Source organism: Bacillus sp. FSL M8-0063 (assembly GCF_038005545.1).
GTDB lineage: Bacteria > Bacillota > Bacilli > Bacillales > Bacillaceae_G > Bacillus_A > Bacillus_A wiedmannii.
Genome location: NZ_JBBOTJ010000001.1, coordinates 2,417,486 through 2,435,305, shown reverse-complemented (window position 1 = coordinate 2,435,305; position 17,820 = coordinate 2,417,486). Strand labels below are relative to the sequence as shown.

16 protein-coding genes are annotated in these 17,820 nt (G+C 32.4%); 12 read left to right on the top strand and 4 right to left on the bottom strand.

The genetic code is table 11. The features are described 5' to 3' along the window. Nucleotides 1-37: 37 nt before the first annotated feature. Nucleotides 38-1,264: an MDR family MFS transporter gene (locus MKX31_RS12270; protein WP_340980911.1), complete on the bottom strand. Its 1,227-nt coding sequence runs from the start codon at nt 1,262-1,264 to the stop codon at nt 38-40. Nucleotides 1,265-1,365: 101 nt separating this feature from the next. Between MKX31_RS12270 and MKX31_RS12265 the strand changes: the two genes are divergently transcribed. The 5 genes from MKX31_RS12265 to MKX31_RS12245 all read left to right on the top strand — a co-directional run bounded on the left by MKX31_RS12265 (nt 1,366) and on the right by MKX31_RS12245 (nt 6,894). Beyond that, complete coding sequence (locus tag MKX31_RS12265) at nt 1,366-3,102, top strand: ABC transporter substrate-binding protein (protein WP_340980910.1); 1,737 nt, start codon at nt 1,366-1,368, stop codon at nt 3,100-3,102. Nucleotides 3,103-3,261: 159 nt separating this feature from the next. Further along, nucleotides 3,262-3,885 (top strand): YhbD family protein, encoded by a 624-nt coding sequence (locus MKX31_RS12260; protein ID WP_000102255.1) that lies wholly within the window; start codon nt 3,262-3,264, stop codon nt 3,883-3,885. Between the two features lie 13 nt (nt 3,886-3,898). After that, nucleotides 3,899-4,609: a bactofilin family protein gene (locus MKX31_RS12255; protein ID WP_001258388.1), complete on the top strand. Its 711-nt coding sequence runs from the start codon at nt 3,899-3,901 to the stop codon at nt 4,607-4,609. Nucleotides 4,610-4,627: 18 nt separating this feature from the next. Beyond that, the gene (locus MKX31_RS12250; RefSeq protein ID WP_000401032.1) at nt 4,628-5,335 is read left to right on the top strand and encodes a hypothetical protein; all 708 of its coding nucleotides are present in this window, start codon (nt 4,628-4,630) and stop codon (nt 5,333-5,335) included. Between the two features lie 23 nt (nt 5,336-5,358). Continuing rightward, complete coding sequence (locus MKX31_RS12245; RefSeq protein WP_222655312.1) at nt 5,359-6,894, top strand: MDR family MFS transporter; 1,536 nt, start codon at nt 5,359-5,361, stop codon at nt 6,892-6,894. A 54-nt stretch (nt 6,895-6,948) separates the two neighbouring features. Here MKX31_RS12245 and MKX31_RS12240 read toward each other — a convergent pair whose 3' ends face one another. Continuing rightward, nucleotides 6,949-7,269 carry a hypothetical protein gene (locus MKX31_RS12240; protein ID WP_001062728.1) on the bottom strand — a complete coding sequence of 107 codons (321 nt, stop codon included), beginning with the start codon at nt 7,267-7,269 and terminating at the stop codon, nt 6,949-6,951. 253 nt (nt 7,270-7,522) lie between these two features. Between MKX31_RS12240 and MKX31_RS12235 the strand changes: the two genes are divergently transcribed. The 4 genes from MKX31_RS12235 to MKX31_RS12220 all read left to right on the top strand — a co-directional run bounded on the left by MKX31_RS12235 (nt 7,523) and on the right by MKX31_RS12220 (nt 11,805). Beyond that, nucleotides 7,523-8,302: a BC_2878 family exosporium-associated protein gene (locus tag MKX31_RS12235; protein ID WP_262765803.1), complete on the top strand. Its 780-nt coding sequence runs from the start codon at nt 7,523-7,525 to the stop codon at nt 8,300-8,302. Nucleotides 8,303-8,560: 258 nt separating this feature from the next. Further along, nucleotides 8,561-9,331: a GNAT family N-acetyltransferase gene (locus MKX31_RS12230; RefSeq protein ID WP_222655314.1), complete on the top strand. Its 771-nt coding sequence runs from the start codon at nt 8,561-8,563 to the stop codon at nt 9,329-9,331. Nucleotides 9,332-9,852: 521 nt separating this feature from the next. Beyond that, a complete protein-coding gene (locus MKX31_RS12225; protein ID WP_262765796.1) occupies nt 9,853-10,548 on the top strand; it encodes a CsxC family protein in 696 nt (231 codons plus the stop codon). Between the two features lie 129 nt (nt 10,549-10,677). Further along, nucleotides 10,678-11,805: a BC_2427 family protein gene (locus MKX31_RS12220; RefSeq protein ID WP_340980904.1), complete on the top strand. Its 1,128-nt coding sequence runs from the start codon at nt 10,678-10,680 to the stop codon at nt 11,803-11,805. Nucleotides 11,806-12,102: 297 nt separating this feature from the next. On the opposite strand, the gene MKX31_RS12215 is transcribed toward MKX31_RS12220, so the two are convergent. Next, nucleotides 12,103-12,534 (bottom strand): GNAT family N-acetyltransferase, encoded by a 432-nt coding sequence (locus tag MKX31_RS12215; RefSeq protein ID WP_064475549.1) that lies wholly within the window; start codon nt 12,532-12,534, stop codon nt 12,103-12,105. Nucleotides 12,535-13,368: 834 nt separating this feature from the next. Between MKX31_RS12215 and MKX31_RS12210 the strand changes: the two genes are divergently transcribed. Then, nucleotides 13,369-14,229, top strand: a complete 861-nt coding sequence (locus MKX31_RS12210) for a DegV family protein (protein WP_000538283.1) — start codon at nt 13,369-13,371, stop codon at nt 14,227-14,229. A gap of 33 nt (nt 14,230-14,262) precedes the next feature. On the opposite strand, the gene MKX31_RS12205 is transcribed toward MKX31_RS12210, so the two are convergent. Continuing rightward, nucleotides 14,263-14,697 carry an Lrp/AsnC family transcriptional regulator gene (locus tag MKX31_RS12205; RefSeq protein WP_000357671.1) on the bottom strand — a complete coding sequence of 145 codons (435 nt, stop codon included), beginning with the start codon at nt 14,695-14,697 and terminating at the stop codon, nt 14,263-14,265. A 142-nt stretch (nt 14,698-14,839) separates the two neighbouring features. Here MKX31_RS12205 and MKX31_RS12200 point away from each other — a divergent pair, with 142 nt between their 5' ends. Together MKX31_RS12200 and MKX31_RS12195 are read left to right on the top strand one after the other, a co-directional pair. Further along, nucleotides 14,840-16,108 carry an APC family permease gene (locus tag MKX31_RS12200; protein ID WP_064475548.1) on the top strand — a complete coding sequence of 423 codons (1,269 nt, stop codon included), beginning with the start codon at nt 14,840-14,842 and terminating at the stop codon, nt 16,106-16,108. A 116-nt stretch (nt 16,109-16,224) separates the two neighbouring features. Further along, nucleotides 16,225-17,814 (top strand): M3 family metallopeptidase, encoded by a 1,590-nt coding sequence (locus MKX31_RS12195; RefSeq protein WP_064475547.1) that lies wholly within the window; start codon nt 16,225-16,227, stop codon nt 17,812-17,814. Nucleotides 17,815-17,820 lie beyond the last annotated feature (6 nt).

The following is a 17,820-nucleotide window of genomic DNA, read 5'->3' as shown; positions in this document are numbered from 1 at the left end:
ACTTTTGTGACATCCTTCTTTTTATAAAGAAAGCATCCTATAAAATATGAGGGGTATGCTCCGAAACGTCTTTATTTATTTTATTACGTTCTACATTATGAATAAACAGTGCTTGAATAATCCCTCCCATTATTAAGAAACAAGCGCAAATATAAAATAGCATGCTACCGTTTAGTTTACTTAATAAAACCGCACCAAGTACAGGACCGCACGTACGAGATATATCCCAATGTAACCCGTAAATTGAAAAATACAATCCACGCTTATCTGTAGGAGCGATTTCTGAAACGAATCGAAGTAAATGGTTTAAGGCAATACTTTCCCCAATGACTAAAAAAAGTAAAGTGAAGAATAGTGACGTGATTGTTGCTGAAATCCCGTAGCCAATTGCAGCTATTGTATAGCAGGTATAAGAAATAAGAATAATTTTCGCCATAGAAAATCGTTCAGACCATTTCACAAGGAAAACTTGCAGGAAGATTTCCATTATAGCCTTGCATGTTGAAATAAAAGCGAGCATGAATACGAAATCTGGAAATATATCTTTAGCGAAAATGCGATAATTTGTCTCAGTTTGAGCATAAAAAAAGCTAATAGGGAGTGTAGTAATCATAAGTCCTAAAACGGCGTAATGCTTGCTTACAAATTGTTTTGAAGATGATACTTCAACTTTTTGCTTTGGCTTTATAAATACTGGAGCGGTTTCTGGAAGCTGCGTCCATACAACTACTGCATATACCATAAGTGTAATGCTTTGCATTATAAATAAATATTCAGGGTGAGTACGATAAAAGATAGCACCAATTATTGGACCGATTACGGAACCAATTGCAGCCATCGTATGCAAAAGAGCAAAAATTTCTGCTTGTTGTTTTTGTTTTGTTAAATCAGCAATTTGTGCACGTTGAGCGGGAATATATAGGGAACGGCCAACCCCATTTATGACGTAAAGCAAAGCAAATATAAAAACAGATTGAGCAAAGATGAAGCTACCGATTGCAACGCCTTGTAGCAATAAGCCGAGTAACATAATTTTCTTTCGCCCATATTTATCAGTAATTCCCCCAGCAATAAGTGTAAATACAATGTCTGATAGTGGTTGTAGTCCAAAGATGAGCATAGTTATTATTATATTACCGTTTAACATTTTATTAACGTAAATAATCATAATAAGAGCTAACATGGATTCGGTTGTTCGGGTTAATAATTCGCCGCACAGTCTTATAATAATTGGTTTATTATAACGTAGTAAGAGATTGTTCAATATTAAATCCTCCTTTCTATATTGAAATGATAAGATGAAAGGAGAAGTGGAAAAAGGGTAGAAACAAAAGAGGTTATTTTTCACCTTTTAGGGGGATTATGATGTTTATTTTAGATCAGTATATTGCACTATGGTGTACCTATGGTAAAGGGAGACAAGAAGGAGAACAATTAGAAGTAACCGTACAAATGATAGCAGAAACATTATTTTGTACGGAGCGTAATAGTAAATTAATAATAAAAAAATTAGAAGAGTTAAATTGGATCGCTTGGTTTCCAGGGCGCGGAAGAGGGAATCGTTCTAAATTAATATTTCAAAAGCAACCGATGACATTGATTTTAGACAGAGGAAAAGAACTAACGAAAAAAGGGGATGTGAAAAGTGGAATCTCATTTGTGGAACGCTACAGCTCACAATTTCCATCAGTAAAGAAAGAATATGAAGCTTGGGTAGATTCAATATTTGGTCATAAAATAGAAAGGACACCTGAAGGAAGAAAAGATGTACTTCGGTTGCAAGTACAAATGAATCTAGACATCGCTTTAGATCCGGTATACGCTACGATGCGCTCAGAATGTCATATGGTTAAACATATTTTTGATACACTCGTATATGTGAATGAGGAAACAAATTGTATAGAGCCAAGACTTGCTTTTCACTGGCAATATAATGACGCTGAAAAGGTTTGGACATTTTATTTAAGAAAAGGCGTTCATCTTCATAATAGAAAACGACTTACCGCACATGATGTTATACATTCATTAAATCGATTTATGAAAGCGGAAAACAACCCACACGCATGGATGTTGCAACATGTTAAAAATGTCCGTGCAGTGGATGAATTTGTTGTTGAAATTCAATTACATACGGAAAATAGGATGTTTTTACATATACTAAGTGCAGAACAGTGTTCTATCGTAAATGAAGATGAAGCAGGAAACTTTATTGGTACAGGTCCTTTTATATTACGTGAGAAAAATGCACAGTTATTTGTATTAGAAGTGCATGATTTATATTATCGTGAAAGACCTTTTCTTGACCGAATTGAACTAATGAATGTAGAGCAAAATGTAAATACGTATGATGTATTAGTAAAGACGCAGTATAAAGATAAAGAAAAGCCCAATAAAGAGTTGTCTCGGCTTGAATCGAACGTGACATATGTAACGTGCAATCTTGTAAAAGAAGGGCCAATGCAAGATGAGTTGTTTCGAAAGGCGCTTTATAAAATTATTCATGGCGATAAAATTGTTCAAGAGCTCTGCGGCGAACGTGGAGAAGTGGCAAAGAAACTAATATTAGCAAATGAAAGCATAGTAGAGATTGAGGAAGATATAGCTAGTTTAATTAAAAGGAGTACGTACCATTATGAAGTGCTACAACTCTACACATTTACAGGACAAGATCACGTAGAAGATGCACAATGGATTCAGAAAGAGTGTGCGAAGTATGGGATTCGTGTAGAAAATAAATTTCTTGAAGTTGAAGAGTTATTGGAAATCAGTACGATACAAAAGGCTGATATGATGCATGATAGTGCAACTATTAGTGAACGTATTGAAGATAGTCTGCTATATATGTTTCTTACAAAAAATAGCTTTATTCATGGGCAAAGCAGCATGAACTTTCATAAAATGTTGTCCCCGTATTTTAAAGAAGAACATTTAGAGAATAGAGTTACATTGTTACGCAATATTGAGGACACTTTGTTGCGTCACATTCATATTATTCCTTTATATCGTAACAAACAACAAGTAACTTCTCACGAAAAAGTACAAAATATAATGATTAATTCACAAGGGTGGATTGATTTTTATGAAATATGGTTTACATGCTGATATATAAGGGTTTTTACGCATTTTATAGGATGCGTGAGAACCTTATTTTTTTGTGTGAAAGAGGGTTGTTTTACACATTGTTACGCTACCTATGATAAAAGTCTATTTACAGCGTAACAGTGTTATGTTACATTGTTATCAGGAAGGAGTGTTATACAGTTGAGTACAGATTTAATTTCAAAAAAAGATTTATTAGAACTAACTGGTATTTCATACGGACAGTTATATAGGTGGAAAAGAAAAAATTTAATACCGGAAGATTGGTTTGTACGAAAGTCAACATTCACGGGTCAAGAGACATTTTTTCCGAAAGAAAAGATATTAGAGCGTATTGATAAAATCCAAACGATGAAAGAAGATTTATCACTTGATGAACTAGCAAATATGTTTTCACCGAGTGTAAGAGAAATCCTTTTAACAAAGGAAGACGTCTTACGTAAAGGAATTGCATCAGAGCCAGTTTTACAATTCTTCATAGAACAAACGAATAAAACAACAGAGTTTCAATTTGTAGATATTCTTTATGTGTATATGTTAGAAGAATTACTACAATCGGGAGAGATTAGTTTAGAAGAAGGAAAAATGGTCTTGCAAGTTTTACGTGAAAATTATGAGGCGATTAAGCATAAAGCTTGTGACTTAATCATCGTCCGAAAGTTAGGGATTTCTACATGTTTCTTAGTTTCAAACGTGGACGATTTAATTTTTGAAAAAGGTACCAAAATAGTTTTACGCGAAGCGATTATGAAATATACCGAAGCATTAAAAACGAAACTGTTGTAGTGGAGGAGAAAGTATGCGTACAGATAATTTGATTATAAATGGTTACGGTTCATCGAATGGCGGCGAGTTTCTTAAAGTGCAATTAAATGGAAAAGGGACTGTTAATGGAAATGTTGAATGTGATCAATTTGAATGTAACGGTTACGGTGCTGTTACTGGAAATTTGAAAAGTAGCAATGCAAGAATTAGTGGATCGGGTAAAGTCGATGGTACAGTTATTGCGGAAACGATGCGAATTGATGGGAAAGCAACAATTACGCAAGATGTGAAGGCGAACAGTTTAAAAATTGCAGGAAAAGGTACAGTAGGTGGAAATGTAACTGGTGAAAAATTTAAAATCAACGGTCAAGCAACGATTGATGGGAATTGTGAAGTGGATACTTTTTCTTCAGAAGGACAATTTACAATTGGTGGATTATTAAGCGCCGATGAAATAAATATTAATATTCACGGTACATGTCGAGCAAAAGAAATTGGTGGTCAAACGATTAAAGTAAAACATAGACTAAGTACTTTTAGTAGACTGTTTAAATCAGTATTTGGTATGCAATTAGAGGCTGAACTATTAGAAGGTGACAATATCGATATTGATTATGCTCACATAAAAACGGTAAGAGGAAACAATGTTACAGTAGGAGCGAACTGTGAGATTGAACTGATCGAATATACGGGTGTTCTTACTGTTGATAAAAGCGCAAATGTAAAAGAAATGAAGCAGATTTAATGGAAGGGAGAAAGTAATATGGAACATCAACATAGTCTTACTGTTAATGGTTCTGGTAGTTCAGCAGGCGGGGATTATAACAAAGTGAAGATTCGCGGTGAAGGAACGATTTCTAATGATATGAGCTGTAATGAATTTAAAACGTACGGAACGAGTGAAGTGCGCGGTAATATGAAAGTGAAAAATTATGTCGTGTATGGAGATAGTGAAGTACAAGGAAATGTAACTGCTGAATATGTAAAAGTATACGGAAATACACAAATGAATAGTGATGCCCATATTGAAAAAACGAAAGTAAGAGGTATGATAGAAGTTAAAGGGAAGTTTACTGGTGATTTCGTAGATGTGAAAGGCGCTTTAAATGTGAAAGGAGATATTGAAGTTGAAGAACTATCACTAACTGGTGGCCTTGAAAGTGATGGATTACTTAATGCTGAAAATATTGATATTTCACTTCGTTATGAAGGAAGTAAAGTGAGAGAGATTGGCGGTAAGAAGATTACCGTTCATAAAAAAGCGAGATTTATTCCATTTACAAGTCATGCTGGAAGCCTCCAAACGTCTATCATTGAAGGAGATGAAATTTATTTAGAGCATACGATTGCTGAAGTTGTAAGAGGAAACAACGTTACCATTGGTCCAGGATGTGAAATTAGTGTTGTAGAATATCATACTAGTTTTAACCAAAAAGGTAATGCAGTCGTAAAAGAACATAAACAAATATAAGTAGTACGAGGGAGAGCAAGGTTATGGTTGAGAAGAATAATAAGCTCGGCTTTGTTGTGGCGGGCTTATTGCTAGGTATTTTAATGGCATCAATGGATAATACCATTGTCGTAACGGCGATGGGAACGATTGTTGGTGACTTAGGAGGCCTTGAAAACTTTGTATGGGTCGTTTCTGCCTATATGGTCGCAGAAATGGCAGGTATGCCGATATTCGGAAAACTATCAGATATGTATGGTAGAAAGAGATTCTTTATTTTCGGTTTAATCGTCTTTATGATTGGTTCGGCACTTTGTGGTACTGCTGAAAATATTACACAGTTAGGTATTTATCGTGCCATTCAAGGTATTGGCGGCGGGGCATTAGTGCCGATCGCGTTTACTATCGTTTTTGATATTTTCCCTCCTGAAAAGCGCGGGAAAATGGGTGGATTATTCGGAGCAGTATTTGGTTTATCAAGTATTTTTGGTCCGCTGCTTGGTGCGTATATTACAGATTACATAAGCTGGCACTGGGTATTTTACATTAACTTACCGCTTGGCGTTTTAGCACTTATTTTTATTACATTCTTTTATAAAGAATCACGAGTTCATAGAAAGCAAAAAATTGATTGGTTTGGCGCAATTACTTTAGTTGGTGCAGTAGTTTCGCTAATGTTTGCTTTAGAACTAGGTGGACAAAAGTATGATTGGGATTCTAACTTTATTTTAAGTTTATTTGGCGGATTCGCTATTTTAATTATTGCATTTATTTTTATTGAACGTAAAGTAGAAGAACCGATCATTTCATTTGAAATGTTTAAACAACGTTTATTCGGAATGAGTACCATTATTGCATTATGTTACGGTGCTGCGTTCATGTCAGCAACTGTATACATACCGTTATTCATTCAAGGTGTATACGGTGGTAGCGCAACAAACTCAGGATTATTACTTTTACCGATGATGTTAGGATCAGTCGTAACAGCTCAATTAGGTGGATTTTTAACGACGAAGCTTAGCTACCGAAACATTATGATTATTTCTGCTGTTATTATGCTAATTGGACTATTCTTATTAAGCACATTAACGCCAGAAACAAGTCGTATATTATTAACGGTTTATATGATTATTATTGGATTTGGAGTAGGTTTCTCATTCTCTGTACTAAGTATGGCAGCTATTCACAACTTCGGTATAGAACAGCGTGGATCTGCAACTTCAACGAGTAATTTCATTCGTTCACTAGGAATGACACTTGGTATTACAATCTTCGGAATGATTCAAAGAACAGGTTTCCAAGATCAATTAGAAGAAGCTTTTAAAGGTATGAGCGGAGGAATGAATACAAACGCTTTAGGAGATTCAAGAGCTATTCTATCAGAATCGGCAAGATCTCAAATCCCGCCGCAAATATTAGAGAAAATTATTGACGCTCTTTCTAGCTCCATTGTTCAAACATTTATGTGGGCATTGGTACCAGCAGGTCTAGCATTCATATTTATTTTCTTTATGGGAAATGAGCGTATGGTAATTAAGAAAAAACAAACGAATAAAAAGAGTGAAACATCAAAAGCGTAATGAAAAAGCTCCTTTCCAATTGGAAAGGAGCTTTTTCGTATGTACGGATTTAGATTAGCCTTCGATAATTTCGTATTCTTCGTCTGCTAATAATAAAATTTGTGTCTTCTTACCTTTGTTTTGAACTTCGATTACATCGTATGCACCTAAGTCTCTTAGTTTGTTTTGAGAAGCGTTAACCATAACTTCCATAGAATCAATTAAGATATCTTCTTCAATGTATGATTCAGGCAATGCCATATCTTCTGTTTCTAATACACATGCATATAGATTTTGTAAGTTTTCAGCAGTTGGGTTTTGTTCCTCAACATCAATGATGTTCTTTACTGCATCCATATTTTCTTCTTTTGCTTGGTATACTTTAATTTTAGCCATTGTTTTATTCTCCTTTATAACGTAATCGTAGAGGCTACACCTTATTATAACGTTTTTTTCATGAAAGATGAAATTGTTATATGTATTTATAGGGAAATTTATGTGTTATTACTCATTATTGGCGTAATTTCATTATTAATGTGATAAGTAAGTACCTATATTCCTGAGTTAAAGTTATATTGTCCAAGCTTTTTTATGCTCCGTTCATATTATATGTATTAGATAAAACATATAGGGAAGGGATGGAGTGTAAGTGGGTTGTGAGCCGAAACGAAATTATCAATGCTGCCAAAATAGTATTTGTGAATTTTTGCGAAGTCTAGAGCCTTTTACAAAAGTTGAGAGTATTGAAATAGCTGGAAACGAAATTTATGTATCTTATTTTCTATCATTTAATAAGAGGAATGGTATCGTATCCTTCGTACAAGAGGACAATGAGGTTATTTTTGTAGATTGCTCTAGGATTGATGCAATCCGAATAGGAAAAGTTTGTAGTTGTAAAACGAAAGTTAAATTTATTGAAGAGGATTTTAGTCTACTTGGAAATGTTTGTCCGCAATGTTTAACAGAGGGAAGTACACTCTTTTTTGATTTTGACAATCCAGAATTGAATATATCACTACAAGCAAAAACAATTGATGCACCTAGTTGTACTGAATTTATAGATGAGCTGGGGAATGTCGTAAAGCAAATTACTATAATAGGTGAAGCGATTGTTTCTAAAGATTTTGTTCAAGTGCCGGAACTATTAAACTTTCGATTAGTTTTATCTTATACGGCTACGAATCCTTTAAAGTTTGGAATACTGTTCATTAATTTCCCTGATCTTACGTTTATTATTCTTTTCGCATCGAGTGGATACCTCAACATTTCGAACTGCTTGAAAATCGAGAGTGGAACTGGTAATGCTGAGATAGAAGAGATGAAAAAGATGATATCGAATGTCGATAATACGTACACATCTGTTGTTAAAGTGACTAAAGTATATAAAAACGGAGGAACAGAATCATTTATTTATAAGAAGGAGTTATAACATACGTATTTAAATGAACCCTCAAACGAGTATTGAGGGGTATTACATAATAAAAGATGATAATCGGTTACATGTAGATTGCAATTATTATTAAGTATATTTACTGTTAACCTTTATACAGGACAGTCGCTTACTATTCATTAGATGTTATAATAATTTTATATTTACGAATATTTTACGATTATATATAGTTTAATAAACTTTTGTTTATATATGAAAAGTAGAGTTAAACTGATTCCAAAGAAAGCGGGAATGTACATGATATATGAAGCGAGTATACATACGAGAGAAAAATTAGTTACTATGTTCGAGGATTTCAATAACGTTGTTTTACTTTCTTATTTACAAGGACATATGGGTACTGCTTGGGTAAATAATCTTGAAAACCCAACAGTAGCGCAAGTTAAGGTAGGGATCTTTACATTTTACGCTGGTGATTCGAATGCGAAAGAAACTGAAGAATTAGTACGTAACATTCCTGATAGAATGTTAGTAATCGCAAATAGTGAAGAGTGGAAAAAGCGTTTAGAAACATTTTACGAAAGAAAAATAGATAAGTTTTTACGCTATAAGTTCAAACGGAATGCGGAAGTTTTTAATCATTCAAAATTACAATCTTTTATATCAGCGCTTCCAAAAGGATACGAGTTACGAAAAATAGATGAACATATCGTAAATATTCCCACATTACATAAGGTCTCTGAAGATTTTACAAGTCAATTTCAAACGGTGGAAGATTATATAAACCGAGGTATAGGTTATAGCATTTTATATAAAGATGAAGTTGTATGTGGTGCATCATCGTATAGTATTTATGATAATGGCATTGAAATTGAAGTGGCGACTGATCACAATCATAGAAGAAAAGGGTTGGCAACTATAGTTAGTGCGGCGTTAATCTTGGAGTGTCTAGAAAAAGGGATATATCCAAATTGGGATGCAGCGAATACTACGTCTGCTAAACTAGCAGAAAAGCTAGGATATGTTTTTGATAAGGCGTATGATGCTTATTTTGTGGATAATAGGTAAATGAATGAATTTGTACAATTGTACAACAGAAAAAGTCTAGAAAATCCTATAAAATTCGTGTTAATTACTCTTTTTTTAAATTACAAATTGGGTATAAAAATCGACTTGAAAAAGTCGGTTTTTATTTTTTAACAATAAGGTGCATCCAATATTAATTTGCTGTTGCATAGATATTATGGAATGAAGAAATTAACAAAATTAATTTTATTTGTCTTAATAAATTTAAGAATAGATTTTTGAAAGTTTCTTCGAAAATATGGATATCCTTTTTACTATTGAACTTAATCAACATATTATGGTGTTTTTCCGCGATAATAGTTAAGAATTTTTTTAATAGGTAAATATTCATAAAAACTAATTATATTAAACTGTGTGTATTTGACTATTAAAGATAGAATACTATCTTTATTTGCAAATGATAAAAGTGACTATGATACAAACCCACGCATTAATAGAAAAAATACATATACAGTAAAGAGAGTTAAAAAACTCTAATTTTTTTATAAAGGAGATTATAAAATATGAGCGAACAATGCCCAATTAATGTACCATGTCAGGTAGATGGACAAACTCAAACGCCATTAAGTGATGCAGCTGCAACACCAATTCTTACTCCAGGAACACCGATTGTAAAAATACCAGTTGTATTAGCAGAAAGAACAATTCAAATTGTTGTAGAATCTGATATTTCATTAGATCCTCCAGCAACTGAGATTAAACGTGTGTTAAAAAATGTATTTTTAACACAATGTAAGTTAGTTCCTGTAGCATTTACTCCAGTACCAGGTACAAATTACCGACGAGTTACAAGAGCAAAATTATTTGTACAAGGATATATTCGTAAAAATATTGAATATGCAAATGATGAGTGTAATGGAGTGCTATATGATCGTATTGCAAATGTTCCATTTTCTGGTTTTGCAGATTTAACAGCAGCTGATTTTCTATCATTAGCTATAGTAGCTGCTTCCTCAGATACTACTTCTCACTTTATTAATCCTAAAAATGGTGATTTACCACGTTTAGACAAATACTTCTTCGAAAATACAGTTTTTTATAATGAACAACCATATTGTGAATTAGTAAGCGCACAATTTTTCGAATTAGACTTTTCACCTTGTCCAACAGAATTAAACGAGCCATTTGGAACTCTTCGTGAAAAAATTGTACTAGATCTTACTTTAAAAGTTTTACAAGTACAACAAGTACAAGTATAAGACTAAAAAAGCATTGTCTTTAATAAAAAGACAATGTCTTTTTTATTATTATAAAACATATATAATGATGAAAATGAATACGTGTAAAATAACATATTTTCCTGAATTTTATTAGATGGGGGGATGGTGATGAATAAGCCATGGATTGGTAAGGTGCTATGGGATGAAATTCACAAGTATAAAGATCTAAATAAACAAGATAATTCACGAGAAAGAATAGTAAAGAAAGAAGAGGAAGTATCTGAAGTAAAGAAAGAAGAGGAAGTATCTGAAGTAAAGAAAGAAGAGGAAGTATGTGAAGTAAAGAAAGAAGAGGAAGTATCTGAAGTAAAGAAAGAAGAGGAAGTATGTGAAGTAAAGAAAGAAGAGGAAGTATGTGAAGTAAAGAAAGAAGAGGAAGTATCTGAAGTAAAGAAAGAAGAGGAAGTATGTGAAGTAAAGAAAGAAGAGGAAGTATCTGAAGTAAAGAAAGAGGAGGAAGTATCTGAAGTAAAGAAAGAAGAAGAAGTATCTGAAGTAAAGAAAGAAAATGCAACATCTGAATCACAATTAGAATCTTCAGTGCGTTCAATGGTAGTGAAAACACCATTTTCTATTATTTCTGAAGTGTCAAGTTTTAAAATATTTCCAAAAATAAACATAAAAAATCAAGAAGCGTTTGTTTTTCAAAATGAAAAAGATGTAGGTAGGCGTGAATTAGATTCTAAGTTATTAACTACAGTACAACAGTATCATTCGGAGGCTTATTGTGAAATAGTTTCTTTTAATCTTCATGAAAAGAGAGTGCTTATGGAATTATATAATAAAAAAGTTATAGGGAATATTGAAGAGAAAAAGGTAGAGACATCTTCATGGACCCCAATACATAGCATAGTATTAGAGGGTGAAAATGAAGGAGAAATAAATAATGTTATAACAGCCAAGCTACCAATAGAAATAGGAAAATATAAAGGTGAAATTATTTTACGAGAAAAAGTTGTATTTAAAGAAAAAGTCATAGGAATAAAAGAGGTGGAACAGGAGATTGTTTTGACAAAAACTGAATTCTTAGTGCCAAAAGTAATAAAAAATGGACAAAATACATTTACAGTTGAAAAAGGGAGCTTATTTGTAGAAGGCTATATTTATCAATGTATTGAATACATATCAGAACAAAGTACATTTCATAATAATATGTATCAATTAATGCAAAATATTGTACTGGAATTAGTCGTTCAAGTAATACAAGAACAGGAAGTACAAGTACGAATGAAATAAAAATGAATATATTCTCTAAATGCTACAAATGGTTTTTCCTCAATAAATTCAGTGTAATATTTATGAATACTAATTTTTGCTAACGGGGATAGTTACTTTATTATATGAATCTATTTAGGTCTATGAAAAAATAAGTGCTAACATGTTTGAAAACAAACTTACTAACACTTATTAAAAACAGATATAAAATTTGGATTATATGTGGTTTAATTTAAGAATTTAATAAAAAACATTGATAATTACTTGTTATAAACTGATGTGTAAAATAAAGTGTATTCACTTCTTTTTTTACAGGACTCACAATTTAAATAGTAATACATGTTTATCATAATTTTCTAAACACCAATTATATTTTTTTAGAATAATTGGATGGACAATTTCTTTCGTTGTATCAACATCAGTAAAGCCGTATGTTTTATAAAAACTCTCGAGTTCTTCAAAAGGAAGACAATATACGTTTTGTATTTCTAATGTTTTCGCAGTTTGTATTAAGAATGACACGAGCTTCTTAGCTAATTGTAGACCTCTAAATTTAGGAAGAATAAAAATCCCGCCCATTTCTATAGTATCTTCATCTATTTGGACTAATCGACCCATACCTGCATACTCGTTGTTGTATGTAATAATTGCAACTTTATCACTTTTTAAATCACTTCGTACAAATCCTATTGAATCATATTGATTGTTAATCCATTCTAAATCGTTAGATGTGGCCAATTGAATACTCATATACATCCTCCTTCGGAATATTAGCGCTATCTTCATTATATAAAACATAAGATGCTATATCAAAAGAACCTTGATATAGCACATTTATTTAAGTTATTAGTTGAAGGTATGGGTTTACTGGTATTGAAATGATGGCTTCACCAAACAGAGGATAATAATCTTGTGAATTTAGTGTTACATAGTCAAAATGAAAATTAGTTTATGCGTATAGAGATCATAGAGTTATTTTAATTAGCAGCTACTGTATTAATTGAAACTATTAAGGAAATGTGGTAATTGCCAGCCTGAGTGATACAAATCGTATTAAGATTTGGTCAAAAACTCCTCTTGAAATAGGGGAAAAGGAAGAGGGATTTAAATATAAGAGCACTTCGAAAAGTGCCCTTCAGTAATGACTACTCATTCTAAAAAGAAAGGATGCAATATATCATATGAAGTTAAGTGTATTTAATTATGGACCCTTTATATAAAAGATTTATTTTATTCCAAATAAATAGGCGGTTGTTTCCGCAACCTCTTTTCAGTAAAACAAAGCACTACTTTATTGGATTTAGCTTTTAAATTTTAAACAGTATAAATTTGAAAAGATTATCCTAAATTAAATAATTTAAATGCAATTATGTAAAATTCCCATAAAATTATTTGTGTTATAGAAAAAATAACAATAAAAAAATGGTTAAAATGGAATGATTTTTAATAACAGTTCAAGTTTTGAAGAATAGTGCATACAATATAAAGTCTTTTCCTTTCTTCATTTAAGTTTTACGTATATAATTTAAAAGTACTATTTTTATTTTATATTTTTTATATTTATAACAGAATAGAGGTTTAAAAATGGGTGTTAAAATCATTACGGATAGTGCGGCGGATTTACCGGTAGAATTGCTGCAAGCATATGATATTGATTTAATTCCACTCCGTGTTTATGATGAAGCAGAAACAGAGTATTTAGATGGAGTTACATTAGAGTCAGTTACATTATTGCAAAACATGAGAGAAGGCGCTGTTTATAGAACGTCATTGCCTTCACTTGAAACTTTCCAAGAAAAATTTATTTCTTATGCAAAAGAAGGTAATCCTTGTATATATTTAGCTTTTTCATCTGAACTGTCTGGTACATATCAATCGTCAGTTGTTATTAAAGAAGAAGTGAAAGAAACATATGCTGATTTAGATTTAGAAATTATCGATACGAAATGTGCTTCGCTTGGTCAAGGGCTTGTCGTATTAGAAGCTGCTAAAATGGCAAAAGACGGCGCATCAAAGGAAGATATTTTAAAACGTGTTGATTTTCTAATGAACCATATGGAGCACATCTTCACTGTAGCTGATTTACAGTACCTTGTGAAAGGTGGACGTTTAAGTAAAGTAGCTGGTTTTATCGGTGGTTTACTAAATATTAAGCCAATCTTAAACGTGGAAGAAGGAAAGCTTGTACCACTTGAAAAAGTACGAGGGAAAAAGAAAGTACTTGGCCGAATTGTAGATATTATGGAAGAGCGCGGAAAAGACCTTAAAGGTCAAACAATCGCTATGACTCACGGTGATGACTTAGAAACAGCTGAGGCTTTAAAAACATTAATTACGGAAAGATTTGGTTGTGAAGTATTTATTGTAAATACAATTGGAGCAGCAATCGGTGCGCATACAGGACCTGGTGCGTTAACATTGTTCTTCTTAAATGAGGTAGAGTAAAGGATTGGTCTTTTGATCAATCCTTTTTTCTTATTAATCTGTAATAATCGGTCTATATGGTATCGGTGAAGATAATATCATCGAAGTTTTCACCGTGCCAAACGGAATAACGATATCAATTAATTCCTCTAATTCTTTCATAGAGTGAACTGCTACTTTTAAGTAATAGCTACTTTCACCTGTTACTCGATGACATTCGAGTATTCTATATTCTTCGTAGATTTTCTCCTCAAATTTTTTACAAGGAATCTTTAGATTTTCAATTCTTAAAAATGCTTGAATTGATTTTCCAACTGCATCTAATGATATCCGTGCGGTATATTTCTCAATTATTCCTGCATCTTGTAATCTCTTTAGTCTTTCGGTAACACTAGGGCGGCTGAGGTGTAAGTGCTCAGTCATTTCTGTAATTGTCATTCTGGCATCTTCTTGTAGCAATAGGGTTATTTTCTTGTCAATTTTATCCATGAATTATACTCCTTTGCAAAATTGAAAGTAAATTTCTTAAACAAATACATAATATAAAACCTTAAGTTAAATTACATACACTTTTGTATATTGAATAGACTGATAACTTTCTATAATTAAAATATAAATGGAGGTGCTTGTAATGTCTAATCATTTTGACGAAACAATTTCTATTAAAAGGGGAACAGCCTTATATGTCGGAGCAGTTTTAGGATCGGGAATCCTTATATTACCTGGTATGACCGCGAGTGTAGCAGAAGGGAATGCGATTGTTTCTTGGCTTGTTATGATATTACTTAGTATTCCACTTGCATTTACGTTCGCTTTTTTATCGATTGAGTACTCAAGTGCAGGTGGAATTGCCACGTTTGCAGAAAAAGCTTTCGGTAAAAATATAGGTGCTATTATAGGATGGTGTTTTTTTATTGCGGGTAGTGTTGGTCAAATCGTAGTCTCAATGACTGGTGGAATGTATATAGTGAGAGTGTTTGCTTTATCACCATATTTCTCTTACGTTATAGCGCTTATTATTTTAAGTATTTCAATTGGTTTTAATTTATACGGGTTAAAAATGAGTGGTTGGTTTCAAGTGTGTATTGGTGTATTAACTTTCTTTATTTTAATTGTAACGATTATTAGCTCACTACCTTATATTGAAATGAAAAATATAAATGTATATATTTCTATGCAAAAAATAAATTCGATTTTAGATGCATCTTTATTAATTTTTTGGTCTTTTTTCGGCTGGGAAGCCATTGCAAGTTTGGCTCCAGAATTTAAAACACCTAGAAAAAGAAATATTATTTTATCTACGGGATTTGCGATCGTTATTATTGGAGTTTTATATATTGGTATTGCATTATCAGTAATTGGAACGAAATCTTATCATATAAATACTGATAATACGACAGCTCTCGTGCTTGTAATCAAGCAAACATTAGGCGGCCAATTTTCATGGATAATTGGATTTGTAGCTTTTATCATTTGTTTAGGGACGACAAATGCATTTATCGCAAGTATGGGGCGCCTAGGTTATTCACTAGGAAAAGAAGAAGTTGCACCGCGTTATTTAGCACATATTAATAAAAAAAGAGAAACACCAACAAATGCAGTAAAAGTTGTAGGTTGTATTGCAATAATAGGTTTGTTAATAAGTTTCGTTTTCCATATTAGTATAGATAAAATTGTTTTAATACCGAATTCGTTAGGGATTGTTACATACATAGTAGGTACTGCTTCTGGAATGAAATTAATAAAGAATAGGTTAGGTAAAATTTTTTCTATAGTAGCTTTTACATGTTGTATAGTAGTTTATCCTTTTATTGGAGGAGTAATACTGATTCCAGTAGCCGTAGCATTCATATGTTTATGTTATGTGCGTTTCAGTAGCAGAAGAAAAGAATATAAATAAGAATGTGTTTGTATAAATCGAAATATTTAAAGATATTAAAATTTTTACATTTCGTTTATAATTGTGTGGGGAGAAACATCTGTAACTATTTGTAAAAATAGGAGGCGGCTATAAAAGTGAATGAAATTGCTAAGTGGGATTTAGATCGATTGTATCCGATTGAGGATATTCTAACTCCAATATTGGGGCTGAAAGAACAATATTATGCGACAAAAGATGTAGCGATTCTTTCAAAACTTATACAAGCTATTGAAAAAGCAGAATACTTTTTGTATTGCCGATCAGCTGAAGAAAGTGTTTCATCTGATCTTACCATATTGACTGCTACAGTAAAAAATCTGAAAAGAGAAGTGCAGCAAGTAATACAAAAAAGTGAAGTGGAAACTTCCGATAATATTAATACTAGGTTAATAAAAGATGAACTTAACGCATGGGAAAATATGTACATACAATTAAGGAATAAAATAGAAATAGAGCACGATAATAAGCAATTATCATTTGGCCAAGCAAATAATATTGAAATGAATAGTGATAATGAAAAGGAAAGATTAGAAGTATTCGAGTTATTAACAAGTGCCTTACATAAGGAAAAAGAAATCTTCGCTACTGTCTTAAATCAAATAGGGAGATTACGCAATACAAAGAGTAATGAATTAGAAGATAGAGTGATTTTAACTCAATCTCTACATGCGAATGGTATTTCTGAAACTGTATTATTACAAATGTGGAATGCGACAGAAGAAAATCTTGATACATTAGTAAGTGCTTTAAACGTGTATAAGAAGGGGGAATCTTCAATTACATGGCATGAACTTATGACAGTAAAGGAAAATAATGAGGTTAATATCCCTTTTTCAGTAGCACTTCAAAGCATATACGATGCGTTTGAAAATATAGATAAAGAATTAGCAGAATTTGCACGGAATGCAATAGAGAATGGATGGGTAGATGCGGAACCGAGAGAGAATAAACCACCAGGTGGCTTTTGTGCTCCTTTCTTCGGTGAAAAAGAATCACGGATCTCTATGCGTTATGACGGAAGTATTGATAGTGTAAGAGTACTTGCACACGAACTAGGACATGCTTGGCACTTTTATAATATGAGTTTTGAGCAATCCTCTTCTTTTTTAGATGATTATTTGCCAATGAGTACGGCTGAATCGGCGTCTATATTCTTTGAAACCGTGCTTATAAACTATCTAATTCAAACAACAGATAGTATAGATATGAAAAAGTCATTGCTTAGTTGGAAAATAAGAAACTGTTGTAATTATGTAATGGCAATTCGAGCATCATTTGAATTTGAGAAGAATTTTTATGAAAAATGTAAAGAAGGTCCTTTAAGTGCTGATGAAATCGAGAGATTATCTATAGCAGCGCAAGAAAAAGCATACGGGAATGCATTATCAGAATATCAGCCGTTTGTTTGGATGAAATATGTTCAATTTTATATTGTAGATGTTCCTTTTTATAATTATCCATACACATTTGGGTATTTAGCTAGTTTTAGTTTATTAGAAATAGCTCAAGAAAGTAAAAGTACTTTTCATTCGAAATATAAAGAGTTTTTACGAGAAACAGGAAAAGCTCCAGTGGAAGAGCTTATGAAAAAACATTTTGAAATAGATATAACAGGTTATGCGTTCTGGGATAAAGCTTTTAGACAAATTTCTAAAGATATTGATGAATATTTGAGGCTTATTTAGAGTGAA

Excerpts from the sequence above, each read along its gene's own strand:
- MKX31_RS12210 (WP_000538283.1), top strand. The coding sequence starts at position 13,369 with ATGGGTGTTAAAATCATTACGGATAGTGCGGCGGATTTACCGGTAGAA.
- MKX31_RS12215 (WP_064475549.1), bottom strand. The coding sequence starts at position 12,534 with ATGAGTATTCAATTGGCCACATCTAACGATTTAGAATGGATTAACAAT.
- MKX31_RS12250 (WP_000401032.1), top strand. The coding sequence starts at position 4,628 with ATGGAACATCAACATAGTCTTACTGTTAATGGTTCTGGTAGTTCAGCA.
- MKX31_RS12265 (WP_340980910.1), top strand. The coding sequence starts at position 1,366 with ATGTTTATTTTAGATCAGTATATTGCACTATGGTGTACCTATGGTAAA.
- MKX31_RS12220 (WP_340980904.1), top strand. The coding sequence starts at position 10,678 with ATGAATAAGCCATGGATTGGTAAGGTGCTATGGGATGAAATTCACAAG.
- MKX31_RS12255 (WP_001258388.1), top strand. The coding sequence starts at position 3,899 with ATGCGTACAGATAATTTGATTATAAATGGTTACGGTTCATCGAATGGC.
- MKX31_RS12230 (WP_222655314.1), top strand. The coding sequence starts at position 8,561 with ATGATATATGAAGCGAGTATACATACGAGAGAAAAATTAGTTACTATG.
- MKX31_RS12245 (WP_222655312.1), top strand. The coding sequence starts at position 5,359 with ATGGTTGAGAAGAATAATAAGCTCGGCTTTGTTGTGGCGGGCTTATTG.
- MKX31_RS12200 (WP_064475548.1), top strand. The coding sequence starts at position 14,840 with ATGTCTAATCATTTTGACGAAACAATTTCTATTAAAAGGGGAACAGCC.
- MKX31_RS12240 (WP_001062728.1), bottom strand. The coding sequence starts at position 7,269 with ATGGCTAAAATTAAAGTATACCAAGCAAAAGAAGAAAATATGGATGCA.
- MKX31_RS12205 (WP_000357671.1), bottom strand. The coding sequence starts at position 14,697 with ATGGATAAAATTGACAAGAAAATAACCCTATTGCTACAAGAAGATGCC.
- MKX31_RS12225 (WP_262765796.1), top strand. The coding sequence starts at position 9,853 with ATGAGCGAACAATGCCCAATTAATGTACCATGTCAGGTAGATGGACAA.